Raw genomic sequence first — 25580 nt, 5'->3', positions numbered from 1 at the left:
CGGACCTCAAACTAAACAATAGGCACGCCGGCATGACCTACGCGACCGTTACGGGGCAAACAACACTGTGAGCTGGCGGGACGTCTCGGCCGGTTTTACTGCAGCGTGGCGGAACCGTCGGCGGCGACGGCCACCTTCGTGCCGCCGATGTCCTCACGCACCGTTGCCTCGGCCTCGGTGCCGTCGGTGATCTGCGCGAGCGTGCGGGAACCGTCGGGCGTGCGTACGGCCAAGAAGGCCTTCTCCGGCCGGCCCTCGCGGTCGAATGGCGTCGTCCACGCCTCGACCGTCCCGACACCCTCCCACTGCACCAGGCCGTCCCGGGTCGGTTCCCGGTCGACGGCCGGCTGCACATCTTCCCAGCGAAACCCGGTGGGTGGCTCGGTGCTGTACACGCCGAAGCTGTGCTTGGTCAGGTAGCCACCGTTGGCGGTGATCAGCCCGCGCCGCCCGGGATTGGCCGCCAGCAACTGCGCCATGGTGGCAATCGAGTGCATCACATAGTTGCTCCAGGGGCCGCCCGCGAACGTCAGTCCCCCGGTGACGGTGAGCGGGCGGGCCGGATCGTCGACCGGCAGGCCCAGTTCGGCCGCCGCCACCTGAACGGCCGAGGGAAAACACGAATACAGGTCGACGTAGTCGACCTCGTCGATACCCACCCCCGCCAGGTCGAGCACGCGGCCGCCGGCGATCCGGATGGCCGGAGAGCGGTGCAGCTCGTCACGTTCGGCGACGGCCGAGGTGTCATGCGCATCGGTTCCCGCGTGCGGGTAGATCCAGCGGTCGGCGGGGACCTGCAGGCGCCTCGCCTGCTCCACCGAGGTCAAGACGAGCGCGGCACCCTGGTCGACCATGTTGTTGGAGTTCATCAGCTTGGTGTAGGGCCAGCTGATCATGCGGTTCTGCGGCCCCGGCTCGCAGATCTCCTCGGCGGTCACCGGTTTGCGGATCCATGCGTGCGGATTGCCGACCGCGACGGCGTTGAAGCGGGCCCACAGTTCGCCGATGCGCTTGCGGTGGTGCTCGACCGACTCGCCGTTCGCGATCCGCAGCGCCTGCTCGAACAGCGGGTAGACATAGGCCGGCCGGTCCAGCCGGATCCTGATCTCCGCGTCGCCGGCCATCGGGACGTCGTCGCCGCTGACCTGTGCCATCGGGACGGAGTCGTCCTGAACGGTCCACTCGAGCTTTGCACCCTTGGCCCGCAGGCCCCTGCGGGTGCGCCACGTCTCGGCCCCGGCCAGCAGCACCACCCGGGCGCTGCCCCGCTGGATGTCCAGGCACGCCTGGTTGACCAGCGACTGCGGCACGTTGCCGCCGACGGGGCTGTACAACGTGGTGAAGTCACCGGCGCCGAGCCGCTGGCCGAGCAGCAGCCCGGGATCCCGGTAGTGCGCGGACAGGATGTTGACCACGCGGATGGAATCCACGGCCTCGATCACCCGAGCATCGGCGGCCTGCCGGGCCGCGGCCACCATCAGGTCCACCGGTTCGACCGATCGCTTTGCGGGGTCGATCTCGTCGCGGTGGTTGACCTGGCCGTAGCCGATCAGCACCGGGGTCCTGGGGTCCACGGTCATACGACGAATTTAGCGGGGCTATCGATCCGTCTGGTCGCGTGGGTTGGATCGCTCCGTTTTACGGCGGCCCGAACAGGACGCCCTCGGCCAAGAGCCGGTCGATGTCCCGGGGGGTCATGCCGAGCAGCCTTCGGCAGATGTCGACGGTGTCCTGGCCAGGCAGCGGCGCCGGCCGCTGCGGGGCCCGCGGGATGTGCTGGAAGGGCGCCGGGCCCGTTTCCGCAGGCAGCGGACGCTCGACGAGCGGATGCAGCATCTCGGAATACAGTTTGCGCTCGACCAGCTGAGGGTCCTCCAAGAGGTCCGGCGGTCGGTTCATCGGTCCGGCCGCGACTCCCGAGGACTGCAGCAGCTGCGCGGCCCGCGCCGGCGTACGCGTCCGGGTCCAGGCCGCCACCGATTCCACCACCTCTCGCCGGTTGGCCAGCCGCGCCTCGCCGGTGGCGAACCGCGGGTCGTCGGCCCATTCGGGGTGATGGAAAACGCCTGCCGCGCAACGCCATTCCTCGTCGGAGTCGATCGAGATGACGCACCATTCGTCGTCGCCCGCGCACGGGTAGACGGCGTGCAGGCTGGCGTCTTCGGAGATTCTCGGCACGCCCGCGGCCAGCGCGGCCTGGGTGATGTACAGGGCGTCGAGCTGATTGATCACGGCCTCGGCCTGGGAGATGTGCACATGCGACCCGCCGCCCGTCCGGTGGCGGTGGATCAGCGCGGCCAGCGCCGCGATGGCGGTGATCCGCCCGACCACGTGGTCGGGAAAGATCGTGGTCGCGTCGTAAAAGGCATGGCGCGCAGCGCCGTCCCGGTTCTCCGGCTCGTCGGCCGTCCAGAGCCGGGTGACGCCCGTGGCGGCGCGGACCAGCGGCCCGTACCCCATGCGGGTGCTCCATGGCCCTTGGTCGCCGTAGGCGCTGCTTTCGGCGAGGACGATCCGCGGGTTCACGGCGCGCAGATCGTGGTAGGAAAAGCCAAGCGCGGTAAGCGTTCCAGGCTTGAAGTTGGCGAAGACGGCGTCGGACTCCGCGACCAACCGGGTGAAGATCTCCTTGCCCGCGGCGCTGCGCAGGTCCAGGCCCATCGCCAGGTGGTTGCGGTGTGTCCAGGCGAACGACTCGCTCATCGCCTCGCCGACCCGGGCCTGCCGCAGCCCGTCCGGGTATTCGGCGCTTTCGATCTTGATGACCTCGGCGCCCAGGTCGCCGAACAGCCGGCTCAGCTCGCCGCCCGCGACGATGATGCCGAGGTCCAGGATGCGAAGTCCCGCAAAGGGATAGTCACCGACGCGGCCGGAGGGCGAGGACACCACGGCCGGGTTTCCGCGCCAGCCCGGTCCGTCCTGTCCCGCGGCGGGGGCCGGGCTGCGAAAGCCCGCGTGTCGTCCGTCGACGACGAAATATCCGGTCGGAATGCTCGCCCGAACGCCCGGGACGAGCTCCGCGTCGGTGATCGCGCCCACCGCCCGGAAATGTTCGGAATCCATCGCCCACGACGGCGTCAGCACCGCGGCGATCGGCACGCCGTGGGCCTGCCCCGCGGCCACCAGCTCCTTCATGGTCTGTCCGGCGAACAGCGCCTGGACCAACTCGCTGATCTGCGGCCACGCGGCGAAGCGCGCGCCGATCACGTCGTATTTGGGATCCTGGAAATCGTCCGGCTCGCCCAGCCAGCGCCGCAGGCCACGCCACTGACGCGGCGCCATCACGCAAAGCCGGACGTAACCGTCTTTGCACGCATAGATCGGGTAGGCGTCCTGGTTCCTCGGGCGCCCGCGCCACTGCCCGGTGCGGCGGATACCGGCGGCGACCTGTCCGTGCGCCCCGAACGCGGGGTCGAGCGACATGACCACCGCGTCGAATCGCGAGAAATCGATGAATTCACCGGTGCCGCAACGCAACCGATTGTAGTAGGCGACGAGGGCCGCCCACGCCGCCTGGACGGCGGCGGTGGCCGACGCGATGCCGTCCGGCGGCAACACGGGGGTGCCGGTGGTGGGGCCGGATCGCGACAGCGAGCCGCACATCGCGTACAACACCGGATCGGTGGCCCGCCACAACGACCGTGGGCCCGTCGCGCCGAAGTCGGTGATCGACAGCACCACCAGATGCGGGTGCTGGGCGGCCAGCTCCTCGACCGACGTCCCGAAGGTGGGAGCCTCCCCGTAGAAACCGTCGTCGACGACGATGTCGGCCTGCGCGGCCAGGTCGAGGAAGACCTCGCAGTCGTCCTCGTCGAACGGGTCCAGCACCACGCTGCGCTTGTTGGCGTTGTGCACGGCAAACGGGATGCTTGCCCCGGCCAGTGTCGGCGGCGCATCGCGCGCCGGGCTTCCGCTCGGGGGTTCGACCTTGAGCACATCGGCGCCCAAGTCGGCGAACAGGCGCGTCACCGCGTCGCCGTTACCGCTCGACAAGTCGAGGACGCGCACGGCGTCGAGCAACCCCTCGGACATCAGCACACCGTACCCGCCGGTGCTGGGCCCGGACGGGCCGACTATTGTGCCGCCGGCCAAAAAGCCAACTGGGCAAGCTGATTGGGTGGATGAATGCGCCGTCGGCTATCGTCACAGGCCGATCGGCGCGGCCGTATCCGCCAAAACGATCCGACGGAGGCACCCCAGATGAGCGCGCACTTGACCTATATCGAGGCCGTGGTGGTCGGCGCGTTTCAGGGCGTCACCGAGCTGTTCCCGGTGTCCAGCCTGGGGCACGCGGTGTTGGTGCCCGCGGTGGTCGGCGGTCGCTGGGCCCAAGACCTGAGCGTCTCCGCCCCCGAATCGCCCTATCTTGCCTTCATCGTCGGCCTGCACGTGGCCACCGCGGCCGCGCTGCTGGTCTTCTTTTGGCGGGACTGGCTGCGCATCGTTGCCGGATTCGTGTCGTCGTTGCGGTATCGCCGGATCCAGACCCCCGACGAGCGGCTGGCCTGGCTGATCGTGGGGGCCACCATCCCGGTCGGGCTGGCCGGACTGGTCCTGGAACGGACCTTCCGCACCACGCTCGGCAAGCCCGTTCCGGCGGCGATCTTCCTGCTGCTCAACGGCATCGCCCTCTACGCGGGAGAAGTGCTGCGCCGCCGCGTCGCACCCGAATCCGACCACGCCCAACCGGCCGGCGACAAAGCCGCGCACACCGGCGAGGCCGTCGACAATCGCCTGGCCCAACTCCCCCTGCGCCGAGGCGTCCTGATCGGCGCCGCGCAGATCCTGGCCCTGCTGCCGGGCATCAGCCGCTCGGGCATCACCATGGTGGCCGGCCTGTGGCGGGGCTTGTCCCACGAGGACGCCGCCCGGTTCTCCTTCCTGTTGGCCACGCCCATCATCCTGGCCGCCGGCGTGTACAAGATTCCCGAACTGTTCGGCCCGAGCGCCACCGGAATCCACGGCCAGGTGCTGGCCGGTAGCGTCGCGTCGTTCGTCTGCGCCTACCTCGCCGTGCGGTTTCTGACGCGGTACTTCCAGACCCGCACCCTCACCCCGTTCGCCGTCTATTGCGCGGTGGCCGGCGGCGCCAGCCTGGTGTGGCTGGCGGTCAGCTGACGGGGCGATCCAGTACACGGTGTCGATGACATCGCGTCACCGACTCGGTCACCAAATGGCAACTGCTGGGTATCGATTCGCGCAAGGGCATATGTGCTGAGCGTGGCGTAGCTCACCATCGACGGAGCAATGCGCGGCGTCTCAACCACAGAGGTGATGCCTGAATGTTCTGTCGCCTTTGTCGGGTGGCCGGCGCCACCGTCGGGGCTGCCATGCTGGTGCTGTCGACGTTCGCCGCACCCAGAGCGGTCGCGGCCGCCACCATGAGCCCGAATCTGTTGGTCAATCCCGGTGCCGAGCTGGGTGATCCGTCATTGTCGGGCTACAGCGGGGTGACGATCCCGGGCTGGGCCGTGACCGGCACGCCGACGGTGATCAAATACAACACCCTGGTCCGGTTGCCGTCGCCGCTGGGGTCGCCAGGCCCGACCATGCCGAAGTTCCTGGCATTCCCCTCCGCCCAGCACGGCCCGCCCGACGGCGGCGCGCAGTATTTCGGCGGCGGCAACGTGGCGACGTCCACCATCACTCAGGTCGTCGACCTGAGCGGCGCCGCGGGGGCCATCGACGGCGGCGCCGTACCCTACACGCTGAGTGGCTGGCTGGGCGGCAACAGGCTGGAACTGTCCGAGGCATCGGCCACCGTCGACTTCCTGGCCGCCAGCCAATTGCCTTTGGGCACAGGCACAATCGGGCCGGTCTCCATACTCCAGCGCGGGTTTCAGACCGAGCTGTTCCCACGCGAGACCACCGGGACGATCCCGGCGGGCACCCGCAGCGCACGCGTCACCGTCACCTTCAAGGACACCCACTGGGCGGGCGGCGCCTATAACCACTCGTACGCCGACAACCTCTCGTTCACCATCGGCGCCCCCCTGCCCGCCCCGCCGCCACCCACGCCGCCCAACTCGACCGTCGGGCCCCTCGACCACGTGTTTCTGGTCTACATGGAAAACCACGGCGTGAAAGACGTTGTGGGCAGCCCCAATGCGCCGTACATCAACAGCCTCATCAGCTCCTACGGATACGGGTCCAACTACTTCGCGCTGACGCACCCGAGCCTGCCCAATTACTACCCGATCCTCGGGGGATCCGATTTCGGGGCCAACTACAACTGCGAAATGAACTGCTTCGATGCGCCGAACCTTGCCGACTCCCTCGAGGCGGCGGGCAAAACGTGGGCCAGCTACGAGCAGTCCATGCCCACCCCCTGCGCTACCGCGTCCAGCGGTCCCTACACCCCCGGCGAACTACCATTTCTCGCCTTCCACGACATCGTCTCCAATGCCGCCCGCTGCCAGGCACACGTGCTGCCCCTGACGCGGATGGCCACTGACCTCGCATCGGCCTCGACCACCCCGAACTTCGTGTGGTTCGCCGCGGACGAAAACAACAACATGGAGGGACCGATCAACCTGCGCTTCGTCGGCAGTGAGCTCACGTCCCATCAGTACAACATCAAGGCCGGTGACCGGTTTCTGCAGCAGGTGTTGCCCACGATCGTGAATTCGCCCGCGTTCCAGACGCAGCGCAGCGCCATCTTCATCACCTGGGACGAGGACTTCAACAACCTGTCGCTGACTCTCGGCAACGAGGGCAACCACATCCCCATGATCGTCATCCCGTCGCCGAATTCCGGTATGCGTCAAGGACATCTGGTGGCCGCCGCGCACAACAATCACTACAGCCTGCTGCGCACCATCGAGGACTCCTTCCAGCTCCCCCGTCTCACCAACAACGACAAGTACGCCCAGCCGATGAACGAATACTGGACGCCATAGCTCTAGGGGCCGCGCCCGGCGCGATGATGTACGAGTCGGCCATCGCATGACAATCGCTGTGCAGCCTGTGAGTCTTTCTCCCAAATAGTCGGATCGGAATCGGATGGTCAGCCCACGGACCAGCGCTTGGACCTCGTTGGGGATAGGCGAGGCCACGGCGGCTCTACGCTGGACGATGGACAGGAGCTGCAGAGGAGGCGAAGTGACCGAGACCGATGGCGCCGTCACGAGTCTGATCGAGCGATGAACCGCAGCAGCCCAACTGGCCGCAAGAGTTCTCGTGGACTCGTTAGCCCGTCGATCCTTGATCAGGCAAACGCCAGATGAGCCGAACAGACCCAACACACGCCGGACCCCCGAGGGAGTCGGTATGGGACTATCCGCGCCCACCCCGCGTCGAGCCGTTCACCGGTGCGATCACCGTCGAGTTGGGTGGCGAAGTCATCGCATCCACCGGCCGCTCCTGGCGGGTGCTCGAGACCAGTCATCCGCCGGCGTATTACCTCCCGCGCGACGCTTTTGTCGAAGGGGCCCTGCGCGAGACGTCCGGGAGCTCTTGGTGCGAATGGAAAGGCCGCGCGACGTATTACGACCTGATCGGCGGCGGCGTCGTCGCCCCGAAATCCGCCTGGAGCTATCTGGACCCAACGCCCGGGTTCGAACCGATCGCCGGGGCGGTCGCGATCATGGCCGGCGACGTCGACCGCTGCACGGTCAACGGAGAGGTCGTCGTGCCCCAGCCCGGCGGTTTCTACGGTGGCTGGATCACCAGCTGGGTGACCGGCCCGTTCAAAGGCGGTCCCGGTTCGGTGGGTTGGTGATGGCGCCGCCTGCGCTACACCGGCTGTAGCCGATAACGCACCAGTCGCAGCGTTTCGTTGCCGAATGCCGCTGCGCGGCAAGCCCCGTCGGGCCACCAGCCGTCGCGCTGGTAGAAGCGCCGGGCGCGGGTGTTCGCATCCAGCACCCACAGCACCGCGCCCGTCACCCCGACCGACCGCAACCGCCCCCGGGCGGCCGACATGAGCAGACGCCCCACGCCCGTTGCCTCATGGGCCGGGTCGACGTAGAGCGCCATCAGCTCACCGAAGTTCGGCAAGTCGCTGTTGCGGCACAGGCCCGTGGTGGCGAAACCGCGAATCGCCGACCCGTCGACCGCGACCAGGGTGGACGGCATACCTAACCCGATGCGGCCGAAGGTGTAACGGTTGACCAACGCCTCCGCGCTGAGGCTCTCCAGGTAGTCCTGGGCGATGAGCCCCCGGTACGCCACCCGCCAAGACCGCGCGTGCAGGCCGGCCACCTCGTAGGCATCCGCCGGGACCGCCGCCCGCACCTCGGTCATCGTCGCAGTATGGACGTGCTGGGCGGGACGGTTTGTCGCGCGGCGTAGATTGCCCTGTTGACACCCGTCAAGAATCCGGAGGGTACGGCAATGGCAGACGCGGCATCGATTGGGCTGAAGGTCGGTGGCAAGGTCATCGTGATCACCGGCGGCGCCCGGGGCATCGGGCTGGCCACCGCCACCGCGCTACACAATCTCGGCGCGAAAGTGGCGATCGGCGACGTCGACGAGGTGCGGGTGAAGGAATCCGGCGCCGCGCTCGGCCTGGATGTCTACGGCAAACTCGACGTCACCGACCCGCATTCGTTCTCGGACTTCCTGGACGAGGTCGAGCGCCAGCTCGGCCCGATCGACGTGCTGGTCAACAACGCCGGCATCATGCCGCTCGGCCGGATCGTCGACGAGCCGGACGCCGTGACCCGGCGCGTCCTCGACATCAACGTCTACGGCGTGATCCTGGGCAGCAAGCTGGCGGCCCAGCGGATGGTCCCCCGCGGATCCGGCCATGTCATCAACGTCGCCTCGCTGGCCGGGGAGACGTACATCGCGGGTGCCGCCACCTACTGCGCCAGCAAGCACGCGGTGATCGGGTTCACCGATGCCGCCCGGATCGAGCACCGCCGCGCGGGCGTGAAGTTCTCGGTCGTCATGCCCACGTTCGTGAACACCGAATTGATCGCCGGGACGTCCGGGGCCAAGGGCATCAAAAACGCGGAGCCGGCCGACATCGCCGAGGCGATCGTCAAACTGGTCGCCCATCCGCGGCCGCGAGTCCGGGTCACCAAGACGGCCGGCGCGATCATCGCGTCGCAGAAGTTCATGCCACGGGCGCTGTCTGAGGGGCTGAACCGCGTGCTCGGCGGCGAGCACGTCTTCACCGATCACGTCGATACCGAGAAGCGCAGGGCCTACGAGGCGCGGGCCCGCGGCGAAGAGTGAGCGCCGCGTCGGGCGGCGTTCACCGCAGGCGCGGACAATCGGCGGGGTGAGCCTAGAAACCCAGACCACCGCTCCCCTGACCGATAACGACCTCGACTTGATCAACGCGTACTGGCGCGCCGCCAACTACGTGTCGGTCGGGCAGATCTACCTGCTGGACAACCCGCTACTGTCCGAACCGCTGTCCCCGGAGCACGTCAAACCGCGGCTGCTGGGCCATTGGGGCACGACCCCGGCGCTGAACCTGATCTACGCGCACTTGAATCGGATCATCCGCGCCCGCGACGCCAGCGTCATCTACGTCACCGGGCCCGGCCACGGCGGCCCGGCGCTGGTCGCCAACGCCTATCTCGAGGGCACCTACAGCGAGGTGTACACCGGCATCGAGGAAGACCGCGAGGGACTGCGAAAGTTGTTCCGGCAGTTCTCTTTTCCCGGCGGCATCCCCAGCCATGTCGCGGCCCAGACGCCCGGCTCCATCCACGAGGGCGGTGAACTGGGCTACGCGCTGGTGCACGCCTACGGCGCGGCCTTCGACAACCCGGACCTGGTGGTGGCCTGTGTGATCGGCGACGGCGAGGCCGAGACCGGGCCGCTGGCCGCCAGCTGGCATTCCAACAAGTTCCTCAACCCCGTCACCGACGGCGCGGTGCTGCCCATCCTGCAGCTCAACGGCTACAAGATCGCCAACCCCACGGTGCTGGCGCGCATCCCCCACCCAGAACTCGAGGCGTTGCTGCGCGGCTACGGCTACCGGCCCATCACGGTCGCCGGTGACGACCCCGCCGACGTGCATCAGCAGCTGGCCGCCGCGCTCGACGACGCCTTCGACGACATCGCGGCCATCCAGGACGCCGCGCGCAGCGGCAACCAGACGCCGCGGCCCGTCTGGCCGATGATCGTGCTGCGCACCCCCAAGGGCTGGACCGGCCCAAAAGTGGTGGACGGCAAGAAGGTCGAGGGCACCTGGCGGGCGCATCAGGTTCCGCTGGCCGAGACGCACGACAATCCTCAGCACCGAGCGCAGCTCGAGGAGTGGCTGCGCAGCTACCGGCCCGAGGAGCTGTTCGACGGCGACGGCAGGCTGCGCGCGGAGCTGCGGGCGTTGGCCCCCAGCGGTGACCGCCGGATGAGCGCCAGCCCGCACGCCAACGGGGGCCTGCTGCTGCACGACCTCGACCTGCCCGACTTCCGCGACTACGCCGTGCCGGTGTCGCGGCCGGCCGCCGAGACCCACGAGGCGACCCGGGTGCTTGGCACCTTCCTGCGCGACGTGATCGCCCGCAACATGGACCGATTCCGGCTGATGGGCCCCGACGAGACCGCCTCCAACCGGCTGGACGCGGTGTACGGGTCGACGGCCAAGGTCTGGCTCTCCGAGCTCGGGCCCGACGACGAGAACCTGGCCGCGGACGGCCGGGTGATGGAGGTGCTCTCCGAGCACCTGTGCCAGGGCTGGCTGGAGGGCTACCTGCTGACCGGGCGCCACGGCCTGTTCAACTGCTACGAGGCGTTCGTCCACATCGTCGACTCGATGCTCAACCAGCACGCCAAGTGGCTGGCCACCAGCCGGGAGCTGCCGTGGCGGCGGCCGATCGCGTCGCTGAACTACCTGCTCTCCTCGCACGTGTGGCGCCAGGATCACAACGGCGCGTCGCACCAGGACCCCGGCTTCATCGACCTGGTGGCCAACAAGAGAGCCGAGTTGACGCGCGTGTACCTGCCGCCGGACGGCAACACGCTGCTGTCGGTCGCCGACCATTGCCTGCGCAGCCGCAACTACGTCAACGTCATCGTCGCCGGCAAGCAACCGGCGCTGGCCTACCTGGACATGGACCAGGCGATCGCGCACTGCGCGCGCGGCGTTGGCATCTGGCCGTGGGCGAGCACCGCGACCGCCGAGCCCGACGTGGTGCTGGCCTGCGCCGGGGACATCCCGACGCTGGAAATCCTGGCCGCCGCCGACATCCTGCGACGCGAATTGCCTGAGCTGGCGGTCCGGGTGGCCAACGTCGTCGACCTGATGCGGCTGCAGCCGGAATCCGAACACCCGCACGGCTTGCCCGACCGGGAGTTCGACGCGCTGTTCACCCGCGACAAACCCGTCGTCTTCGCCTACCACGGCTACCCGTGGCTGATCCACCGGCTCACCTACCGCCGCACCAACCACCCGCACATCCACGTGCGCGGGTTCAAGGAGCGCGGCACCACGACGACCCCGTTCGACATGGTCATGCTCAACGACCTCGACAGGTTCCACCTGGTCATGGACGTCATCGACCGGGTCGACGGGCTGGCCAGCCGGGCCGCCGTGCTGCGCCAGCGCATGGTCGACGCCCGGCTCGCCGCGCGTGCCTACACCCGCGAGCACGGCGAGGACGACCCGCAGATCGCCGGCTGGACCTGGGACCCGGAGTGATCTGGACCGGGCGGGCGGACCCGTTTTGCCGAGATTGCCGTGACGGGTGTCCTTCGTTGTGCGAACACAACCGCGGCGGCAATCTCGGCGAACCGAGTCGGGGGCGGGGCGCGCCGGTAGACTGGCCGGATGCTTGACGACACCGGGACAGCCGGCACCCATCCGGTGCTCTCGCAGCTCTGGGCGCTGCACAGGTTCCGGATCCATCTCGACATCGCCGTCGTCGTGGTCGTGCTGGTGCTCACCAACCTGGTCGCGCACTTCACCACGCCGTGGGCGGGCATCGCCGTCGTTCCCGCCGCCGCAATCGGCCTGGTGTTCCTGATGCGCGCCAACGGTCTGGACTGGGCCGACCTGGGCCTGGGGCGCGAACACTGGAAGTCGGGGCTGGGCTACGCGCTGGCCGCGGTCGTCGTCGTCGCTTCGGTGATCGCCATCGGTGTGCTGCTCCCCATCACGCGGCCGATGTTCCTGAACCACCGCTATGCCACCGTCTCCGGCGCGCTGATCGCCTCGATGGTCATCATCCCGCTGCAAACCGTGATCCCGGAGGAACTGGCCTTCCGCGGCGTCCTGCACGGTGCGTTGCACCGGGCCTGGGGTTTCCGCGGGGTCGCGCTGGCGGGGTCCCTGCTGTTCGGCCTGTGGCATGTCGCGACGTCGCTCGGGCTCACCAGCAGCAACGTCGGCTTCACCCGGCTGTTCGGCGGCGGCATCGTCGGGATGCTGGCCGGGGTGACCGGAGCCGTGCTGGCCACCGGGGCGGCCGGCTTCGTCTTCAGCTGGCTGCGCCGCCGCAGCGGCAGCCTGATCGCACCGATCGCACTGCACTGGTCCCTGAACGGGCTCGGGGCACTGGCCGCCGCCCTGGTCTGGCACCTGACGGCCTGAGGGCCGTCACACCAACAGCACGGCCGCGCCGGCGATGCGGCCCGCGCTCAGGTCGCTCAGCGCGCGATCCGCCTGGCCCAGCGGGTATTCCGGCGTGGTCACCTCGATGTGGTGCTCGCCCGCGAAATCGAGGAACGCCCGCGCGTCCGCCCGGGTGTTGGACGTGACCGAGCGGACCTGGCGTTCCTGGAACAGGTGACGCTGGTAGTTCAGCGGCGGGATGTCGGACAGGTGAATGCCGGCGATCGCCAAGGTGCCGCCGCGGTCCAGCGCTTCCAGCGCGGGCAGCACCAGATCGCCGACCGGCGCGAACAGGATCGCCGCATCCAGCTGCACCGGTGGCGGGTCGGCCGCGCCCTGCGCCGACGCCGCGCCGAGCTGCATCGCCAGTTCGCGCGCCTCGGCGCCGCGGGTCATCACGTGCACTTCGGCGCCCTGCGCCAACGCGACCTGCGCGGTGATGTGGGCGCTTCCGCCGAACCCGTAGAGCCCTAGCCGTCCGCCCGGTGGCAGATCCGCGCGCAGCAGGGAGCGGTATCCGATGATGCCGGCGCACAACAACGGCGCCAACTCGGCGTCGCTGTAACCGGTCGGCAGCGAATGCGCGAAAGCGGCGGGCACCGTGGCGAATTCGGCGTAGCCGCCGTCGGCGTCCCAGCCGGTATAGCGGGACTGCGGGCACAGATTCTCGTCTCCCCGGCGGCAGTATTTGCATACGCCGCAGGTGTGGCGCAGCCAGGCGATGCCCACCCGGTCTCCCACCCGGAAGTCGTCGCCGGCCTCGGGGCCCACCTCGACGACCTCGCCCACCACCTCGTGGCCGGGCGTGACACGGTCGCGGTGCACGGGCAGGTCGCCCTCGGTGACGTGGAGGTCGGTGCGGCACACCCCGCAGGCACGCACCGCGACCAGCAACTCCGACGGTCCGGGGCGCGGCACGTCGGCGGTGACCTCTTCGAGCGGGTCGGTGTCCATCGGTCCGGGACGACGCACCCGCCACGCGCGCATGGTCGTGGTCGTCAGCGGTGGGACCATCCGTCCATCATGCCGCCAACCACCACGGCCGCAACGTGCTAGCCGGTCAGGTCCGTCGCACCATGCCGACGATCCAGAGCAGGATCAGCGAGCCGAGCAGCGCCGTGAAGAAGGTGAAGATCAGGCCACCACCGGCGGTGTTGACGAAGAAGCTCAGGATGAAGCCGCCGATCAGCGCACCGATGATGCCGATCACGATGTCCATCAGGATGCCGGCGCCGCTGCCCCGGATGATCTTGCTGGCGAGCGCACCCGCCAGGCCGCCGATGATGATGTAGCCGATGAGGCCGACGCTCGTGAACGTTGTTGAGCGGGCCAGGTATTCGGTTGCTGCCATGACGTCCATGCGGGTCTCCTTATCGCTGGCAAAGCCCAGCATGTTGCTGGGCCGTCACTTCGGTATACCCGGTTTGCGTAACGAAAAGGATCCGGTTTTCAGACGGTTGGCGCCTCATCCCGACGCGCCGACCGCGCGTCAGGTCGATTGCGTCCGCTGTGGTGCCGGTGCGGGGGTGGGGCTGACCTCTCCCGCCGGCGCCGGAGCCGGGGCAGGAGACGGCGCGGGGGCTCCCGGTGCTGGAGCGGGTGGGGGTGCTCCGGGAGCCGGAGCTCCCGGCTCGGGTTGGGCTCCGGGCGCCGGCGCGGGCGGACCCGCCCATGGCTGGATCGACTCGGCCAGCGCCTTGGCCGCGCCCTTGTCGACCGGGTCGTTGGCCGTCCCGAGCCAGACCACGAACCAGCGTTGCGGTGGTCCGGCGTTGGGCGTGCTCGCCGCGGGCGCCCCGACCACGCCCGTCCAGATCTGGCCGTTGGGCTTGGACGCGTCGCTGAACTTGACCTCGTAGTACGAGGCGCTGCCGGTGATGCCATTGGCCCCGGTGAGCGGGGTCGATTCCTGGTTGATCCGCGTGCCGGGATACGGCAGGAAGAACTCGCCCATGTCGGAGCCCAGCCGCACGGCGGCCTTGGCGTTGTTCGCTTCCGCGCTGGCGTAGAGCTTCTGGTCCAGCCGGCCCATCACGATGCGGGTGTCGTTGGCGACGGGCGGCGGCTGGTCGGGCAGCGGCGGCGGCCCCGTCGTCTTGCTCAGCAGCGCTGAACCGTAGTCGAGGTGCGAGGCGTCCGACTCCACCCAGCCGGGGGGCAGGACGTAACTGAAGCCGCCCACGGCGTTGGCGACCCGTCCGGCGTTCGGGTCGACGGGCGGCGGCGGCGGTGCATTCGGGTCGACGGGCGGGGGCGGTGGCGCGTTGGGATCGGCCGCCGCCGGCGGCGCGCCGGGCGACGGCGTGGTTCCCGGGGCGGCGGGGCCGGCCGCAGGCGGCGGGGCCGTCGCCGTGGTCGGCGGGACCGGGGTCGGAACCTCCGGGTCGGCGTACGAGGTCGCGGGCAATGCGATCGTGACGGCGCTGGCACTGGTCACCGTGGCTATCGCCAGCGTCGCCCACAGGCCTTTGCGACGTGTCGAGTTGGGTTCCACCTGATCCATGGCGACGAACCTACCGTGTTACGGCTGTGACGCAAGGAGCCTTGCGGACAATTGCCACGCCGTTTTGCCGATGTTGCCGATGCGCAACCCGCCGCGCGGCCGGGCGCGTCATTCCGCCTCTCAGTGCGCCGCCGGATACAACGCCACCTCGTGAGCTTTCACGGAGAACCACACCCGCTCGCCGGGCGCCAGGCGCAACTCCGAGGCAGCGTCGAGGGTGATCTCCGCGGCCAGACCGGGGGCGCCGTCGGGTTGCTGCTCGCCACGCACCAGCACCGCCGACCCGCGAATGTCCACCTCCGCCACTGTCACCTCGACGGTGTTGCGCGGGCTGCCGTGCGGTTGGTCCCGGTAAACCGCCACCGCCGTGGGCGGGAAGACCGCGATCGCGTTCTGCCCCGCCGCGAGTTCCTCGCCCCCCTCCGGCACGGTGGCGTGCCAGCGGGCCCCGGAGCGCACGAGCAGGGAGGCATCGCGGGACACGGTCCCGTTGACCAGGTTGATGCCGGCGATGCGCGCCCCGAAGTGACTGCGCGGCGCCGTGAGCACGTCGGAGACCGGGCCGATCTCGGCGATCTGCCCGTCCTCCAGCACCAGCACCCGGTCGGCCAGCGCGAACACGTCGAGCAGGTCGTGGGTGATCAGGACGACCGCGCAGCCGGTGCGGCCGGCCACGCCGCGCAACACCGCGCGGATTCCCGCGGCCGCGGCGACGTCGAGACCTGTCAGCGGCTCGTCGAGCAGCAACACCCCGGGCTCGGCGGCCAGCGCCCGGGCGATCGCCACCCGCTGGGCTTGACCGCCGGAAAGATGGCGCGGCTTGCGGTCGGCGAGCCGCTCGGCCTCGACCTCGCGCAGCCAGCGCAGCGCGGTCGCCTTCTGCGCGGCCCGGGCGGGCCGCAGCCATCCGCGTCGGCTGTGCGGCGCGAAGGCCACGTTGGCGGCGACGCTCATATGCGGGAACAGCAGCGGGTCCTGCAACAGCAGGCCGACCCGGCGGTCATGGGTCGCCACGTTCACCCCGGTCGCGGTGTCGGTGAGCACCCGATCCCCCACCCGCACAAACCCGTGATCCGGGCGGATCAGCCCGGCGATGACATGCAGCGCGGTCGACTTGCCCGCGCCGTTGGGCCCCAGGACGGCCAACACTTCGCCCGCCGATACCGCGAACTCCACGTCCAGGTGGCGGTCGGCCACGACGGCGTGCAGCTGCAATTCGCTCATGGCCCCGGCCGCCCCGCGTCGACCCCGGTCAGCCGGCGCGCGCCCAGCCCCAATACCACCAGCGCCGCCACCGCCACCAAAAGAATCGACAACGCCACCGCCGCGTCGGCGTCGTCCACCCGCTGCAGATAGATCTCGAGTGGCAGCGTGCGGGTGACCCCTTGCCGGGAACCGGCGAAGGTCAGCGTCGCGCCGAACTCCCCCAGCGCGCGGGCGAACGCCAGCACCGTCCCCGACATCACGCCGGGCAGCAGCAGCGGCAGGGTTACCCGCCACCAGACCGTGCTCGGTCGTGCCCCCAGCGTGGCCGCCACGATCTCGAAGTCGGCGTCGGCGGTGCGCGCGGCCCCCTCCAGGGAGATCACCAGGAACGGCAGCGACACGAAGGCCTGCGCCAGCACCACGGCCGCGGTGCTGAAGGCGATGCTGATGCCGGCCGCTTCGAGGTAGCGGCCGAGCAATCCGAGCCGGCCGAACGCGTAGAGCAGCGCGATCCCACCCACCACCGGCGGCAGCACCAACGGCAGCAGGATCAGCGGCCGCAGCAGCCGCACCAGAGGTGCGGTGCTGCGGGCCAGCACCAACGCCATCGGCACGCCCAGCAACACACAGAGCACGGTGCTGGCCGCGGCGGTCTTGAGGCTGAGCAGCAGCGCCGTCCGCGACGACGAGCTGGCGATCAGCGACCAGAAGTTCGCCCAGTCGACCCTGACCGCGATGGCCAGCAACGGCAGCAGCACGAACACGGTCCCCACGGCGGCGGGGACGTACACCCACCGCGGCAGATTCGTATGCCGGTGCATGGTTCAGGGTTTCGCGAAACCCGACTGGGCCAGGATGTTCTGACCGGCGTCGCCGGTCACCAGGGCCACGAACCGTTGCGCCAACGTAGGTCGCGGCGCGTTCTTGAGCACCGCGATCGGATAGACGTTCACCGCACCGGCGGCCTCCGGGAAGCTCACGGTCGTCACCTTGTTCCCCGCGCTGTGGGCGTCGGTGACGTATACCAGCCCGGCGTCGGCCTGTCCGGTGGTGACCTTGTTGAGGACGTCCGTGACGCTCGGCTCCTCGCTCACCGGGTTGAGGCGGATGCCGGTGCTGTCCTCGACGTGCCGGGTCGCCGCTCCACACGGCACCGGCCTCTGGCAGATCACCACCCCCAGCCCGGGCCGGGCGAGGTCGCCGAAGGAGCCGACGTTTTTCGGATTTCCCGGCGCGGTGACGATCACCAGTGTGTTGGACGCGAAGTTCGTCGGGTTGCCGGACACCAAGCCGGCCTTGGCGACGGTGTCCATCTGCGCGGTGTCCGCCGACGCGAACACGTCGGCCGTCGCGCCCTGCGTCAACTGGGTGGCCAGTTCCGAGGAACCCGCGAAGTCGAATTCGACGTCGCTGCCCGGGTTTTGGGCCTTGAACTGCGCACCGATCTGACCGAATGCGGGCTTCAGGGAGGCCGCGGCGAACACTACAAGCCGCCCTGGGCCCGCAGCGCCCGGGGAAGACGGATGCGCACCGCACCCGGCAGCCAGCGTCATCGCCACCACACCGGCCAGGATCCCGATCTGCCGCATGTTTGCACCCTAGCCCGCCGACGATGCGGCCAGCTTGCTGGTCTATTAGTCGCAAAAAAGTGAGGGACGAATAGTTACGCAAATGATCCGCGCGTCGCGCCGTCAAGAATTTCGCCGACTAGCTACTGTCCAGTAACATCAAGGAAGATTGATGCCATAACGCGCTGAGCTCCCAGGCAGGTCCCCCTCAGCGGTCCCGTGGTTGGCCCTACGGAACTGCCCGGGTCTGGGTTCAACGTTGAACACGAGGAGGTCATGGCAGTGGAGGTGTTGGTCACCGGCGGAGACACCGAACTGGGGCGCACAGTGGCCGAGGGCTTCCGCGATGACGGTCACAAGGTGACCCTCGTGGGTGCGCGGCGCAGCGACCTGGAAATCGTCGCCAAGGAATTGGACGTGGACGCCATCGTGTGCGACACCACCGACCCGGCGAGCCTGACCGAGGCCCGTGGCTTGTTCCCCCACCATCTGGACACCATCGTCAACGTGCCGGCGCCCACCCGTGACGCCGGCGACCCACGCACCTACTCCATCGCCGACACCGCCGACGCGTGGCGTGAAGCGTTGGACGCCACCGTGCTGTCGGCGGTGCTGACGGTGCAGACCGTGGGTGATCACCTGCGCTCGGGCGGCTCCATCATCAGCGTGGTGCCCGAGAACCCGCCGGCCGGAAGCGTCGGCGCCGCGATCAAAGCAACGCTGTCGAATTGGGTCGCCGGACAGGCCGGCGTCTTCGGCACCCGCGGCATCACCGTCAACGCCGTGGCCAGCGGGCGCAGCGCCCAGCCCGGCTACGACGGCCTGTCCCGCACGTCCCGGTCGGTCGCCGGCGAGGTCGCGCGTCTGGCGCTGTTCCTGACCACCCCGGCCGCCCGCCACATCACCGGTCAGACGCTGCACGTCAGCCACGGCGCGCTCGCGCAATTCGGCTGAGGGCGTAATCCGGCGCCGAGCCGTGTCGCCCCGCGCGGAGCCGCACTACGGTAGATCGCGTGGCTATCCGACTCGGTCTGCAGATTCCCAACTTCTCCTACGGCACCGGGGTGGCGGAGCTCTTCCCCACCGTTCTGGCCCAGGCCCGCGAGGCCGAGTCAGCCGGCTTCGACTCGGTCTTCGTGATGGACCACTTCTACCAGCTACCCATGCTGGGCGATCCCGACCAGCCGATGCTGGAGGCCTATACCGCCCTGGGCGCGCTGGCCACCGCCACCGAACGAGTTCAATTGGGCACCTTGGTAACCGGCAACACCTACCGAAACCCCTCGCTGCTGGCGAAGATCATCACCACCCTCGACGTGGTGAGTCAGGGCCGCGCGATTCTGGGCATCGGTGCCGGGTGGTTCGAACTTGAACATGACCAGCTGGGTTTCGAATTCGGCACCTTCACCGACAGGTTCAACCGGCTCGAGGAGGCGCTGCAGATCATCCTGCCGATGATCGCGGGCGAGCGGCCGACATTCTCGGGCAAGTGGTATCGGGTCCGCGAGGCGATGGCGAATCCGCGCTTCCGCGAACATATTCCGTTGATGATCGGCGGCAGCGGCGAGAAGAAGACGATCCCCCTCGCGGCGCGCCACTTCGATCACCTCAACGTGATCGCCGGATTCGACGAGCTGCCAGGCAAATTGGAGGTTGTGCGGCGGCGCTGCGAGGACGTCGGCCGCGACCCGGCGACGCTGGAGACCAGCACCCTGACCACCGTGCTGATCGACGAGAACGCGAAACCCGATCAGATCCCGGCCGAAATGGCGCAGCGCATGGTGGTCGGCAGCCCCGATTCGGTCGCCGACCAGATCAAAACCAAAGTGGTGGATGCCGGCATCGACGGCGTGATCATCAACCTGCCCTTCTACACCCCCGGCGTCATCAGCGCCGTGGGTGACGCGCTGCGCCCGGTCGTCGGCCTGTAGCCGCCGCCCGGGTGGGGTCGCGGATTGGCCCCGCCGCGGTAATACTTCTGTGTAGCCGCGTTTACCTGCGCCACATCGGCGCAGCGCAGAAGAAGGCCGGGGAGGACATGAAGAGACGAGCCCTGGCGGCGATGGCCGCGGGTGTGGCATTCGCCGCCCCCCCGATCGCGCACGCCGACAACAACTGGATCGCCATGGCGATCTCGGACTCCACCGGCCGCATCAACATCGCCGATGGAGCGGCCAGCCAGGGCGCGGCCGAGAAAGCGGTCATGGAGACGTGCCGCAAGAGCATCAGCGACTGCCGGTTGCTGGCCAGCGGGCAGGGCGGGTGCGTGGCGCTCGTGTTGAACGCGGCCAAGTCCCGATACTTCGGCGGCTGGGGCCCGACCCGCGAAGAAGCCGAAGCCCAGGCGCTCGAGCGTGCCCCCGGCGGAACGATCCAGGCGGGCCACGACCACTGCGCGGGAGAGGGCTCCAGCCAGTGACGACGGCGGCGCGCCGGGCCGGCTGAAACCCCCTGATAGGTACGCCACACGGCCCGATGCCCACCAGGCATTACGGCGCCGCACACCGTTAGTGTTGCAAACAACACATGCTTATCAATTAGGTTTCCGGGTACTCGCCTGACTAGCGTTGTGGCTAACTGCAGTCGCGTGTCCAAAAGCCCCCGTCAGGAGCAACGGAACCATGAGCCCCCCACCGGAAACCACAGCTGGAACCGAACGTCGCCATCAGGTCGTCATCATCGGTTCGGGGTTCGGTGGACTCAACGCGGCAAAGAAACTCAAGCACGCCGACGTCGACATCAAGCTGATCGCCCGCACCACCCACCACCTGTTCCAGCCGTTGCTGTACCAGGTGGCTACGGGCATCGTGTCCGAAGGCGACATCGCCCCGCCCACCCGCGTCATCCTGCGCAGGCAGCGCAACGTCCAGGTGCTGCTCGGTGACGTCACGCACGTCGATCTGGCCAGGAAGCTCGTCGTGTCCGACTTGCTCGGCCACACCTACGAAACCCCTTACGACAGCCTGATTATCGCCGCGGGCGCGGGTCAGTCCTACTTCGGCAACGACCACTTCGCCGAGTTCGCGCCCGGCATGAAATCGATCGACGACGCACTCGAGGTGCGGGGACGGATCCTGAGCGCCTTCGAACAAGCCGAACGGTCACGCGACCCCGAACGGCGGGCCAAGCTGCTCACGTTCACCGTCATCGGAGCCGGCCCGACCGGCGTCGAAATGGCCGGCCAGATCGCCGAATTGGCGGCCCACACGCTCAAGGGCTCGTTCCGCGGCATCGACTCCACCAAAGCCCGGGTGATCCTGCTCGACGCCGCGCCCGCCGTGCTGCCGCCCTTCGGCGACAAGCTGGGTATGCGGGCGCGGGCCCGGCTGGAGAAGATGGGCGTGGAGATCCAGCTGGGGGCGATGGTCACCGACGTCGACCGCAACGGCATCACGGTCAAGGACTCCGACGGCACCATCCGGCGCATCGAGTCCGCCTGCAAGGTGTGGTCCGCCGGCGTTCAGGCCAGTGGGCTGGGCCAGGACCTGGCCGAGCAGTCCTCGGTGGAACTCGACCGGGCCGGGCGGGTCAAGGTGCTGCCGGATCTGTCGGTCCCGGGGCACCCGAACGTGTTCGTGGTCGGCGACATGGCGGCCGTCGAAGGCGTACCGGGCGTGGCCCAGGGCGCGATCCAGGGCGCCAAGTACGTCGCCAACACGATCAAGGCCGAACTCGGCGGGGCCGATCCGGCGGAACGCGAGCCGTTCCAGTACTTCGACAAGGGGTCCATGGCCACCGTTTCGCGGTTCTCCGCCGTGGCCAAGGTCGGACCGCTGGAGTTCAGCGGCTTCATCGCCTGGCTGATGTGGTTGGTGTTGCACCTGGTCTACCTGGTCGGGTTCAAGACCAAGGTCAGCACGCTGCTGTCGTGGACGGTCACCTTCCTGAGCACCCGGCGCGGCCAGCTGACCATCACCGAGCAGCAGGCGTTCGCCCGCACCCGCCTCGAACAGCTGGCGGTGCTCGCCGCGGAAACCAAGCGGCCGGCGGCCGCCAAGCGGGCGAGCTAAACCGGCTCGAACCGGCGCCGCCGCTGATTTCCCGAAAGGCATTCCGGCGCAACGTCATTCATGGATCGGCGCCGCGGCCTGGGATGGTGCCGTGGGCCGAAGCTCCGCTGGCCTACGCCTCGAGGTTCTGTAGCCGCACCTGCCCGCGGGCGACCACCTTGTCGTCGGCGTCGGTGATGGTGACCAACCACAGCTGCTGGCGCCGGCCGCGATGGAGCGGCTCGGCTGTGCCGTACACCATGCCCGAGCCGATGGAACGCAGGAAGTCGGTGTTGTTGTTGACCCCCACCACATTCCCGCCCCCGCGGGTGGCCAGCCAGGTGTAGGCGGCCACGCTGGCCATGCTTTCGATGATCGAGCAGTAGACGCCGCCGTGCACGAGGCCCATCGGCTGCAACAGCTTGGGGGTGACCTCGAGCTGCGCGCGGGCGCCGTCGGGGCTCAATTCGGTGAATTGCAGCCCGATCTCCTGGTCGAAGGGCGCGGTGAAGTCCGTCGGGCTGGTCGTTTCCGGAGGCTGTGGCACGTTCTGTGTCTACACCATCGATCGGACGGCGGCGCTTTCGGCGGACGCCCGCGTCGGCAACGCTGCTCCAGAAACGGCTGAGCCCCGTGCCGGGGGCACGGGGCTCGCCGATCGAGTAGACCGGGGGTCACTGCAGCCCTCAGGACTCTGCCGCGGTCATTGTCGCTCGACCCGGTTAGCATAGGCAAGGCTGCCCTAATTTCGCAAGCGCCTTTTCGGTGGAAGGGTGAGCAGCTTCGGTACGACCGTCCGTAGTACGCGGAGTAAGATGATGTCGACGCTCAGGAGAGAACGCACTATGGCGAAACTGACCCGGCTGGGGGATCTCGAACGCGCCGTGATGGATCACTTGTGGTCCACGGCGGAACCTCAAACTGTCCGCCAGGTCCACGACGCGCTGTCCGCTCGACGCGACCTTGCCTATACGACGATCATGACCGTCCTGCAACGGCTGGCCAAGAAGAACCTGGTCTCCCAGCTCCGCGACGACCGCGCCCACCGATACGCGCCCGTGCACGGCCGCGACGAGTTGGTCGCCGGGCTCATGGTGGACGCGCTGGCCCAGGCGGAGGATTCCGGTGGCAGGCAGGCCGCACTGGTCCACTTCGTGGAGCGGGTGGGCGCCGACGAGGCGGACGCGCTTCGGCGAGCGCTGGCCGAACTGGAAGCCAGTCAACGCGGCAACGCGCCAGCCGCTGGCGCGCCGGCGGAGGACTGAGGGAGACTGACAGCGTGTCCGCGCTGGCCTTCACCATCCTCGCGGTGCTGCTGGTCGGCCCGGTGCCGGCCTTGTTGGCACGCGCGAGCTGGCCGCTGCGCGCGCCCCGCGCCGCGATGGTGTTGTGGCAGGCCGTCGCGCTGGCCGCGGTCCTCTCGGCGTTCAGCGCCGGCATCGCGATCGCCACTCGGCTGCTGATGCCCGGTCCCGACGGCCGGCCCACCGCGAGCATCGTCGGCGACGCGGGCCGGCTCGGGTGGCTGCTATGGGCGGCATACATCAGTGTTTTCGCGCTGACGGTGCTGGTCGGCGCCCGATTGATGGTCGCCGTGGTCCGGGTGGCCATCGCGAACCGGCGGCGGCGGGCCCATCACCGCATGGTGGTCGATCTGGTCGGGGTCGGTCACGATGCGGCGCTCTCCCAGCGCTGTGCCAGCACGCGCGACCTGCGCGTGCTGGACGTCGCACAGCCGCTCGCCTACTGCCTGCCCGGGGTGCGCAGCCGGGTGGTGGTCAGCGAGGGAGCGCTGAACACGCTCGCCGATGCGGAGGTCGCGGCGATCCTCACCCACGAGCGGGCTCACCTGCGCGCCCGGCACGACCTGGTACTGGAAGCCTTCACCGCGGTGCACGCCGCGTTCCCGCGGCTGGTGCGCAGCGCGAACGCGCTCGGCGCGGTGCAGCTGCTCGTCGAGTTGCTCGCCGACGACGCCGCCGTGCGCGCGGCGGGTCGCGCTCCCCTGGCGCGGGCGCTGGTGGCCTGCGCGGCCGGCCGGGCGCCGTCGGGCGCGTTGGCAGCGGGCGGCACCAGCACGGTGGTCCGCGTGCGCCGGCTCTGCGGGTGTGGCAACAGCTGGGCACTGTCGGCCGCCGCCTATCTGGCCGCGGTCGCCGTGTTCGTGGTGCCCACCGTCGCGTTGGCCGTACCGTGGCTCACCGAGCTGCGCCGGCTGTTCAACCTCTGACCCAGCGCGGGCGTCATCACCCCGGGCGGGCACATGTCCGCTGTGCCACAGTGTGACGGAAAGCTTTTCGGCAACGTTCTCCGACTTGAGAGGCGAAGACATGGGTTCGTCGGATACCGCCCCTGGTTCCAAGACCGCTTCCGCGCAGATCGGCGTGACCGGTCTGGCGGTGATGGGGTCGAACATCGCACGCAATTTCGCCCGGCACGGCTACACCGTGGCGCTGCACAACCGGTCGGTCGCCAAGACCGACGCGCTGCTCAAAGAGCACGGTGACGAGGGCAAGTTCGTGCGGTCGGAGACCATCGCGGAATTCCTGGACGCCTTGGAGAAGCCGCGCCGGGTGCTCATCATGGTCAAGGCCGGCGACCCCACCGACGCCGTCATCAACGAGCTCGCCGACGCCATGGAAGAAGGCGACATCATCATCGACGGCGGCAACGCCCTCTACACCGACACCATTCGCCGCGAGAAGGCGATGCGCGACCGGGGCCTGCACTTCGTCGGCGCCGGAATCTCCGGCGGGGAGGAGGGCGCGCTCAACGGCCCGTCGATCATGCCGGGTGGCCCCGCCGAGTCGTACAAGTCGCTGGGCCCGCTGCTCGAGGAGATCTCCGCCCACGTCGACGGCGTCCCGTGCTGCACCCACATCGGCCCCGACGGCGCCGGTCACTTCGTCAAGATGGTGCACAACGGGATCGAGTACTCCGACATGCAGCTGATCGGCGAGGCCTACCAGCTGCTGCGCGACGCCCTCGGCAAGACCGCCGACGAGATCGCCGACGTGTTCGACGAGTGGAACTCCGGCGACCTGGACAGCTTCCTCGTCGAGATCACCGCCCAGGTCCTGCGCCAGAAGGATGCCAAGACGGGCAAGCCGCTCGTCGACGTCATCCTCGACGAGGCCGAGCAGAAGGGCACCGGCCGCTGGACCGTCAAGTCGGCGCTGGACCTCGGCGTGCCCGTCACCGGCATCGCCGAGGCGGTGTTCGCCCGCGCGCTGTCGGGGTCCGTGACCCAGCGCAAGGCCACCACGGGGTTGGCGTCTGGCGAGCTGGGCGGCAAACCGGCTGACGCCAAGCAATTCGTGGAGGACGTGCGGCAGGCCCTGTACGCGTCGAAGATCATCGCCTACGCCCAGGGGTTCAACCAGATCCAGGCCGGCAGCGCCGAATACGACTGGGGCATCACGCCGGGCGACCTGGCCACCATCTGGCGCGGCGGCTGCATCATCCGGGCCAAGTTCCTCAACCGCATCAAGGACGCGTTCGACGAAGACTCCGACCTGCCGACGCTGATCGTCGCGCCCTACTTCCGCAGCGCGATCGAGGCCGCGATCGACGGTTGGCGCCGCGTCGTCGTGACCGCCACGCAGCTGGGCATTCCGATCCCGGGCTTCTCCTCCGCGCTGTCCTACTACGACGCCCTGCGCACCGAGCGGCTGCCCGCGGCGCTGACCCAGGGGTTGCGCGATTTCTTCGGCGCGCACACCTACGGCCGCATCGACGACGACCCGGACAAGCGCTTCCACACGCTGTGGAGCGCAGACCGCAGCGAAGTACCCGCCTAG

23 protein-coding genes are annotated in these 25580 nt (G+C 69.0%); 13 read left to right on the top strand and 10 right to left on the bottom strand.

What is annotated here, in order from left to right; genetic code table 11:
• Positions 1-95: 95 nt before the first annotated feature.
• Complete coding sequence (locus G6N37_RS07125; RefSeq protein ID WP_163677932.1) at positions 96-1580, bottom strand: acetyl-CoA acetyltransferase; 1485 nt, start codon at positions 1578-1580, stop codon at positions 96-98.
• A 58-nt stretch (positions 1581-1638) separates the two neighbouring features.
• Positions 1639-4032 carry a CoA transferase gene (locus tag G6N37_RS07120; protein ID WP_276066110.1) on the bottom strand — a complete coding sequence of 798 codons (2394 nt, stop codon included), beginning with the start codon at positions 4030-4032 and terminating at the stop codon, positions 1639-1641.
• Positions 4033-4200: 168 nt separating this feature from the next.
• Between G6N37_RS07120 and G6N37_RS07115 the strand changes: the two genes are divergently transcribed.
• The 3 genes from G6N37_RS07115 (at position 4201) to G6N37_RS07105 (ending at position 7720) form a co-directional block, all read left to right on the top strand.
• Positions 4201-5118, top strand: coding sequence for an undecaprenyl-diphosphate phosphatase (locus tag G6N37_RS07115; protein WP_163677929.1), 918 nt, complete (start codon positions 4201-4203; stop codon positions 5116-5118).
• Between the two features lie 185 nt (positions 5119-5303).
• Positions 5304-6899 carry an alkaline phosphatase family protein gene (locus tag G6N37_RS07110; RefSeq protein ID WP_232075334.1) on the top strand — a complete coding sequence of 532 codons (1596 nt, stop codon included), beginning with the start codon at positions 5304-5306 and terminating at the stop codon, positions 6897-6899.
• 323 nt (positions 6900-7222) lie between these two features.
• Entirely contained in the window at positions 7223-7720 is a 498-nt protein-coding gene (locus G6N37_RS07105) for a DUF427 domain-containing protein (RefSeq protein ID WP_163677923.1), read from the top strand.
• 14 nt (positions 7721-7734) lie between these two features.
• Here the strand turns inward: G6N37_RS07105 and G6N37_RS07100 are convergent, their stop codons facing one another.
• On the bottom strand, positions 7735-8244 hold the full coding sequence (locus G6N37_RS07100) for a GNAT family N-acetyltransferase (protein ID WP_163677920.1): 510 nt from the start codon (positions 8242-8244) through the stop codon (positions 7735-7737).
• A 90-nt stretch (positions 8245-8334) separates the two neighbouring features.
• Between G6N37_RS07100 and G6N37_RS07095 the strand changes: the two genes are divergently transcribed.
• The 3 genes from G6N37_RS07095 to G6N37_RS07085 all read left to right on the top strand — a co-directional run bounded on the left by G6N37_RS07095 (position 8335) and on the right by G6N37_RS07085 (position 12493).
• On the top strand, positions 8335-9183 hold the full coding sequence (locus G6N37_RS07095; protein WP_163677917.1) for an SDR family oxidoreductase: 849 nt from the start codon (positions 8335-8337) through the stop codon (positions 9181-9183).
• Positions 9184-9229: 46 nt separating this feature from the next.
• The gene (locus G6N37_RS07090) at positions 9230-11602 is read left to right on the top strand and encodes a phosphoketolase family protein (RefSeq protein WP_163677914.1); all 2373 of its coding nucleotides are present in this window, start codon (positions 9230-9232) and stop codon (positions 11600-11602) included.
• Between the two features lie 129 nt (positions 11603-11731).
• Positions 11732-12493 carry a CPBP family intramembrane glutamic endopeptidase gene (locus tag G6N37_RS07085; RefSeq protein ID WP_163677911.1) on the top strand — a complete coding sequence of 254 codons (762 nt, stop codon included), beginning with the start codon at positions 11732-11734 and terminating at the stop codon, positions 12491-12493.
• Positions 12494-12499: 6 nt separating this feature from the next.
• On the opposite strand, the gene G6N37_RS07080 is transcribed toward G6N37_RS07085, so the two are convergent.
• The 6 genes from G6N37_RS07080 to modA all read right to left on the bottom strand — a co-directional run bounded on the left by G6N37_RS07080 (position 12500) and on the right by modA (position 17812).
• A complete protein-coding gene (locus G6N37_RS07080) occupies positions 12500-13528 on the bottom strand; it encodes a zinc-binding alcohol dehydrogenase family protein (protein ID WP_163677908.1) in 1029 nt (342 codons plus the stop codon).
• A 46-nt stretch (positions 13529-13574) separates the two neighbouring features.
• A complete protein-coding gene (locus G6N37_RS07075) occupies positions 13575-13874 on the bottom strand; it encodes a GlsB/YeaQ/YmgE family stress response membrane protein (protein ID WP_055403625.1) in 300 nt (99 codons plus the stop codon).
• Between the two features lie 129 nt (positions 13875-14003).
• Positions 14004-15017: an alanine and proline-rich secreted protein Apa gene (locus G6N37_RS07070; protein ID WP_163677903.1), complete on the bottom strand. Its 1014-nt coding sequence runs from the start codon at positions 15015-15017 to the stop codon at positions 14004-14006.
• A gap of 120 nt (positions 15018-15137) precedes the next feature.
• Entirely contained in the window at positions 15138-16241 is a 1104-nt protein-coding gene (locus tag G6N37_RS07065) for a sulfate/molybdate ABC transporter ATP-binding protein (protein WP_163677900.1), read from the bottom strand.
• Positions 16238-17044: an ABC transporter permease gene (locus tag G6N37_RS07060; RefSeq protein ID WP_163677897.1), complete on the bottom strand. Its 807-nt coding sequence runs from the start codon at positions 17042-17044 to the stop codon at positions 16238-16240. Before G6N37_RS07060 ends, G6N37_RS07065 begins: the two co-directional genes overlap by 4 nt.
• A gap of 3 nt (positions 17045-17047) precedes the next feature.
• Complete coding sequence (gene modA / locus G6N37_RS07055; RefSeq protein WP_163677879.1) at positions 17048-17812, bottom strand: molybdate ABC transporter substrate-binding protein; 765 nt, start codon at positions 17810-17812, stop codon at positions 17048-17050.
• Between the two features lie 255 nt (positions 17813-18067).
• Between modA and G6N37_RS07050 the strand changes: the two genes are divergently transcribed.
• From G6N37_RS07050 to G6N37_RS07035, 4 genes are all read left to right on the top strand, one after another.
• Positions 18068-18745, top strand: coding sequence for an SDR family oxidoreductase (locus tag G6N37_RS07050; protein WP_163677876.1), 678 nt, complete (start codon positions 18068-18070; stop codon positions 18743-18745).
• A gap of 59 nt (positions 18746-18804) precedes the next feature.
• Positions 18805-19722, top strand: coding sequence for an LLM class F420-dependent oxidoreductase (locus G6N37_RS07045; RefSeq protein WP_163677873.1), 918 nt, complete (start codon positions 18805-18807; stop codon positions 19720-19722).
• Between the two features lie 107 nt (positions 19723-19829).
• Positions 19830-20210 carry a DUF4189 domain-containing protein gene (locus G6N37_RS07040; RefSeq protein WP_163677870.1) on the top strand — a complete coding sequence of 127 codons (381 nt, stop codon included), beginning with the start codon at positions 19830-19832 and terminating at the stop codon, positions 20208-20210.
• Between the two features lie 202 nt (positions 20211-20412).
• Positions 20413-21801: an NAD(P)/FAD-dependent oxidoreductase gene (locus G6N37_RS07035; RefSeq protein ID WP_163677865.1), complete on the top strand. Its 1389-nt coding sequence runs from the start codon at positions 20413-20415 to the stop codon at positions 21799-21801.
• A gap of 112 nt (positions 21802-21913) precedes the next feature.
• Here the strand turns inward: G6N37_RS07035 and G6N37_RS07030 are convergent, their stop codons facing one another.
• Positions 21914-22327, bottom strand: coding sequence for a PaaI family thioesterase (locus G6N37_RS07030; protein WP_163677862.1), 414 nt, complete (start codon positions 22325-22327; stop codon positions 21914-21916).
• Between the two features lie 298 nt (positions 22328-22625).
• Here G6N37_RS07030 and G6N37_RS07025 point away from each other — a divergent pair, with 298 nt between their 5' ends.
• The 3 genes from G6N37_RS07025 (at position 22626) to gndA (ending at position 25580) form a co-directional block, all read left to right on the top strand.
• A complete protein-coding gene (locus G6N37_RS07025) occupies positions 22626-23045 on the top strand; it encodes a BlaI/MecI/CopY family transcriptional regulator (RefSeq protein ID WP_163677859.1) in 420 nt (139 codons plus the stop codon).
• 14 nt (positions 23046-23059) lie between these two features.
• Positions 23060-24010 carry a M56 family metallopeptidase gene (locus G6N37_RS07020; protein ID WP_163677856.1) on the top strand — a complete coding sequence of 317 codons (951 nt, stop codon included), beginning with the start codon at positions 23060-23062 and terminating at the stop codon, positions 24008-24010.
• Positions 24011-24110: 100 nt separating this feature from the next.
• On the top strand, positions 24111-25580 hold the full coding sequence (gene gndA, locus G6N37_RS07015) for an NADP-dependent phosphogluconate dehydrogenase (RefSeq protein ID WP_163677852.1): 1470 nt from the start codon (positions 24111-24113) through the stop codon (positions 25578-25580).

Origin of the sequence: Mycobacterium seoulense, from assembly GCF_010731595.1 — a bacterium.
Classification (GTDB): domain Bacteria; phylum Actinomycetota; class Actinomycetes; order Mycobacteriales; family Mycobacteriaceae; genus Mycobacterium; species Mycobacterium seoulense.
This window is presented reverse-complemented; position numbering and strand designations above follow the sequence as displayed.

Bases quoted from the DNA above. Each gene is read 5' to 3' on its own strand.
- modA (WP_163677879.1), bottom strand. From the start codon at position 17,812: ATGCGGCAGATCGGGATCCTGGCCGGTGTGGTGGCGATGACGCTGGCT.
- G6N37_RS07075 (WP_055403625.1), bottom strand. From the start codon at position 13,874: ATGGACGTCATGGCAGCAACCGAATACCTGGCCCGCTCAACAACGTTC.
- G6N37_RS07050 (WP_163677876.1), top strand. From the start codon at position 18,068: ATGGCAGTGGAGGTGTTGGTCACCGGCGGAGACACCGAACTGGGGCGC.
- G6N37_RS07115 (WP_163677929.1), top strand. From the start codon at position 4,201: ATGAGCGCGCACTTGACCTATATCGAGGCCGTGGTGGTCGGCGCGTTT.
- G6N37_RS07065 (WP_163677900.1), bottom strand. From the start codon at position 16,241: ATGAGCGAATTGCAGCTGCACGCCGTCGTGGCCGACCGCCACCTGGAC.
- G6N37_RS07080 (WP_163677908.1), bottom strand. From the start codon at position 13,528: ATGGTCCCACCGCTGACGACCACGACCATGCGCGCGTGGCGGGTGCGT.
- G6N37_RS07105 (WP_163677923.1), top strand. From the start codon at position 7,223: ATGAGCCGAACAGACCCAACACACGCCGGACCCCCGAGGGAGTCGGTA.
- G6N37_RS07070 (WP_163677903.1), bottom strand. From the start codon at position 15,017: ATGGATCAGGTGGAACCCAACTCGACACGTCGCAAAGGCCTGTGGGCG.
- G6N37_RS07035 (WP_163677865.1), top strand. From the start codon at position 20,413: ATGAGCCCCCCACCGGAAACCACAGCTGGAACCGAACGTCGCCATCAG.
- G6N37_RS07040 (WP_163677870.1), top strand. From the start codon at position 19,830: ATGAAGAGACGAGCCCTGGCGGCGATGGCCGCGGGTGTGGCATTCGCC.
- G6N37_RS07120 (WP_276066110.1), bottom strand. From the start codon at position 4,032: ATGTCCGAGGGGTTGCTCGACGCCGTGCGCGTCCTCGACTTGTCGAGC.
- G6N37_RS07060 (WP_163677897.1), bottom strand. From the start codon at position 17,044: ATGCACCGGCATACGAATCTGCCGCGGTGGGTGTACGTCCCCGCCGCC.
- G6N37_RS07085 (WP_163677911.1), top strand. From the start codon at position 11,732: ATGCTTGACGACACCGGGACAGCCGGCACCCATCCGGTGCTCTCGCAG.
- G6N37_RS07125 (WP_163677932.1), bottom strand. From the start codon at position 1,580: ATGACCGTGGACCCCAGGACCCCGGTGCTGATCGGCTACGGCCAGGTC.
- G6N37_RS07025 (WP_163677859.1), top strand. From the start codon at position 22,626: ATGGCGAAACTGACCCGGCTGGGGGATCTCGAACGCGCCGTGATGGAT.
- gndA (WP_163677852.1), top strand. From the start codon at position 24,111: ATGGGTTCGTCGGATACCGCCCCTGGTTCCAAGACCGCTTCCGCGCAG.
- G6N37_RS07095 (WP_163677917.1), top strand. From the start codon at position 8,335: ATGGCAGACGCGGCATCGATTGGGCTGAAGGTCGGTGGCAAGGTCATC.
- G6N37_RS07100 (WP_163677920.1), bottom strand. From the start codon at position 8,244: ATGACCGAGGTGCGGGCGGCGGTCCCGGCGGATGCCTACGAGGTGGCC.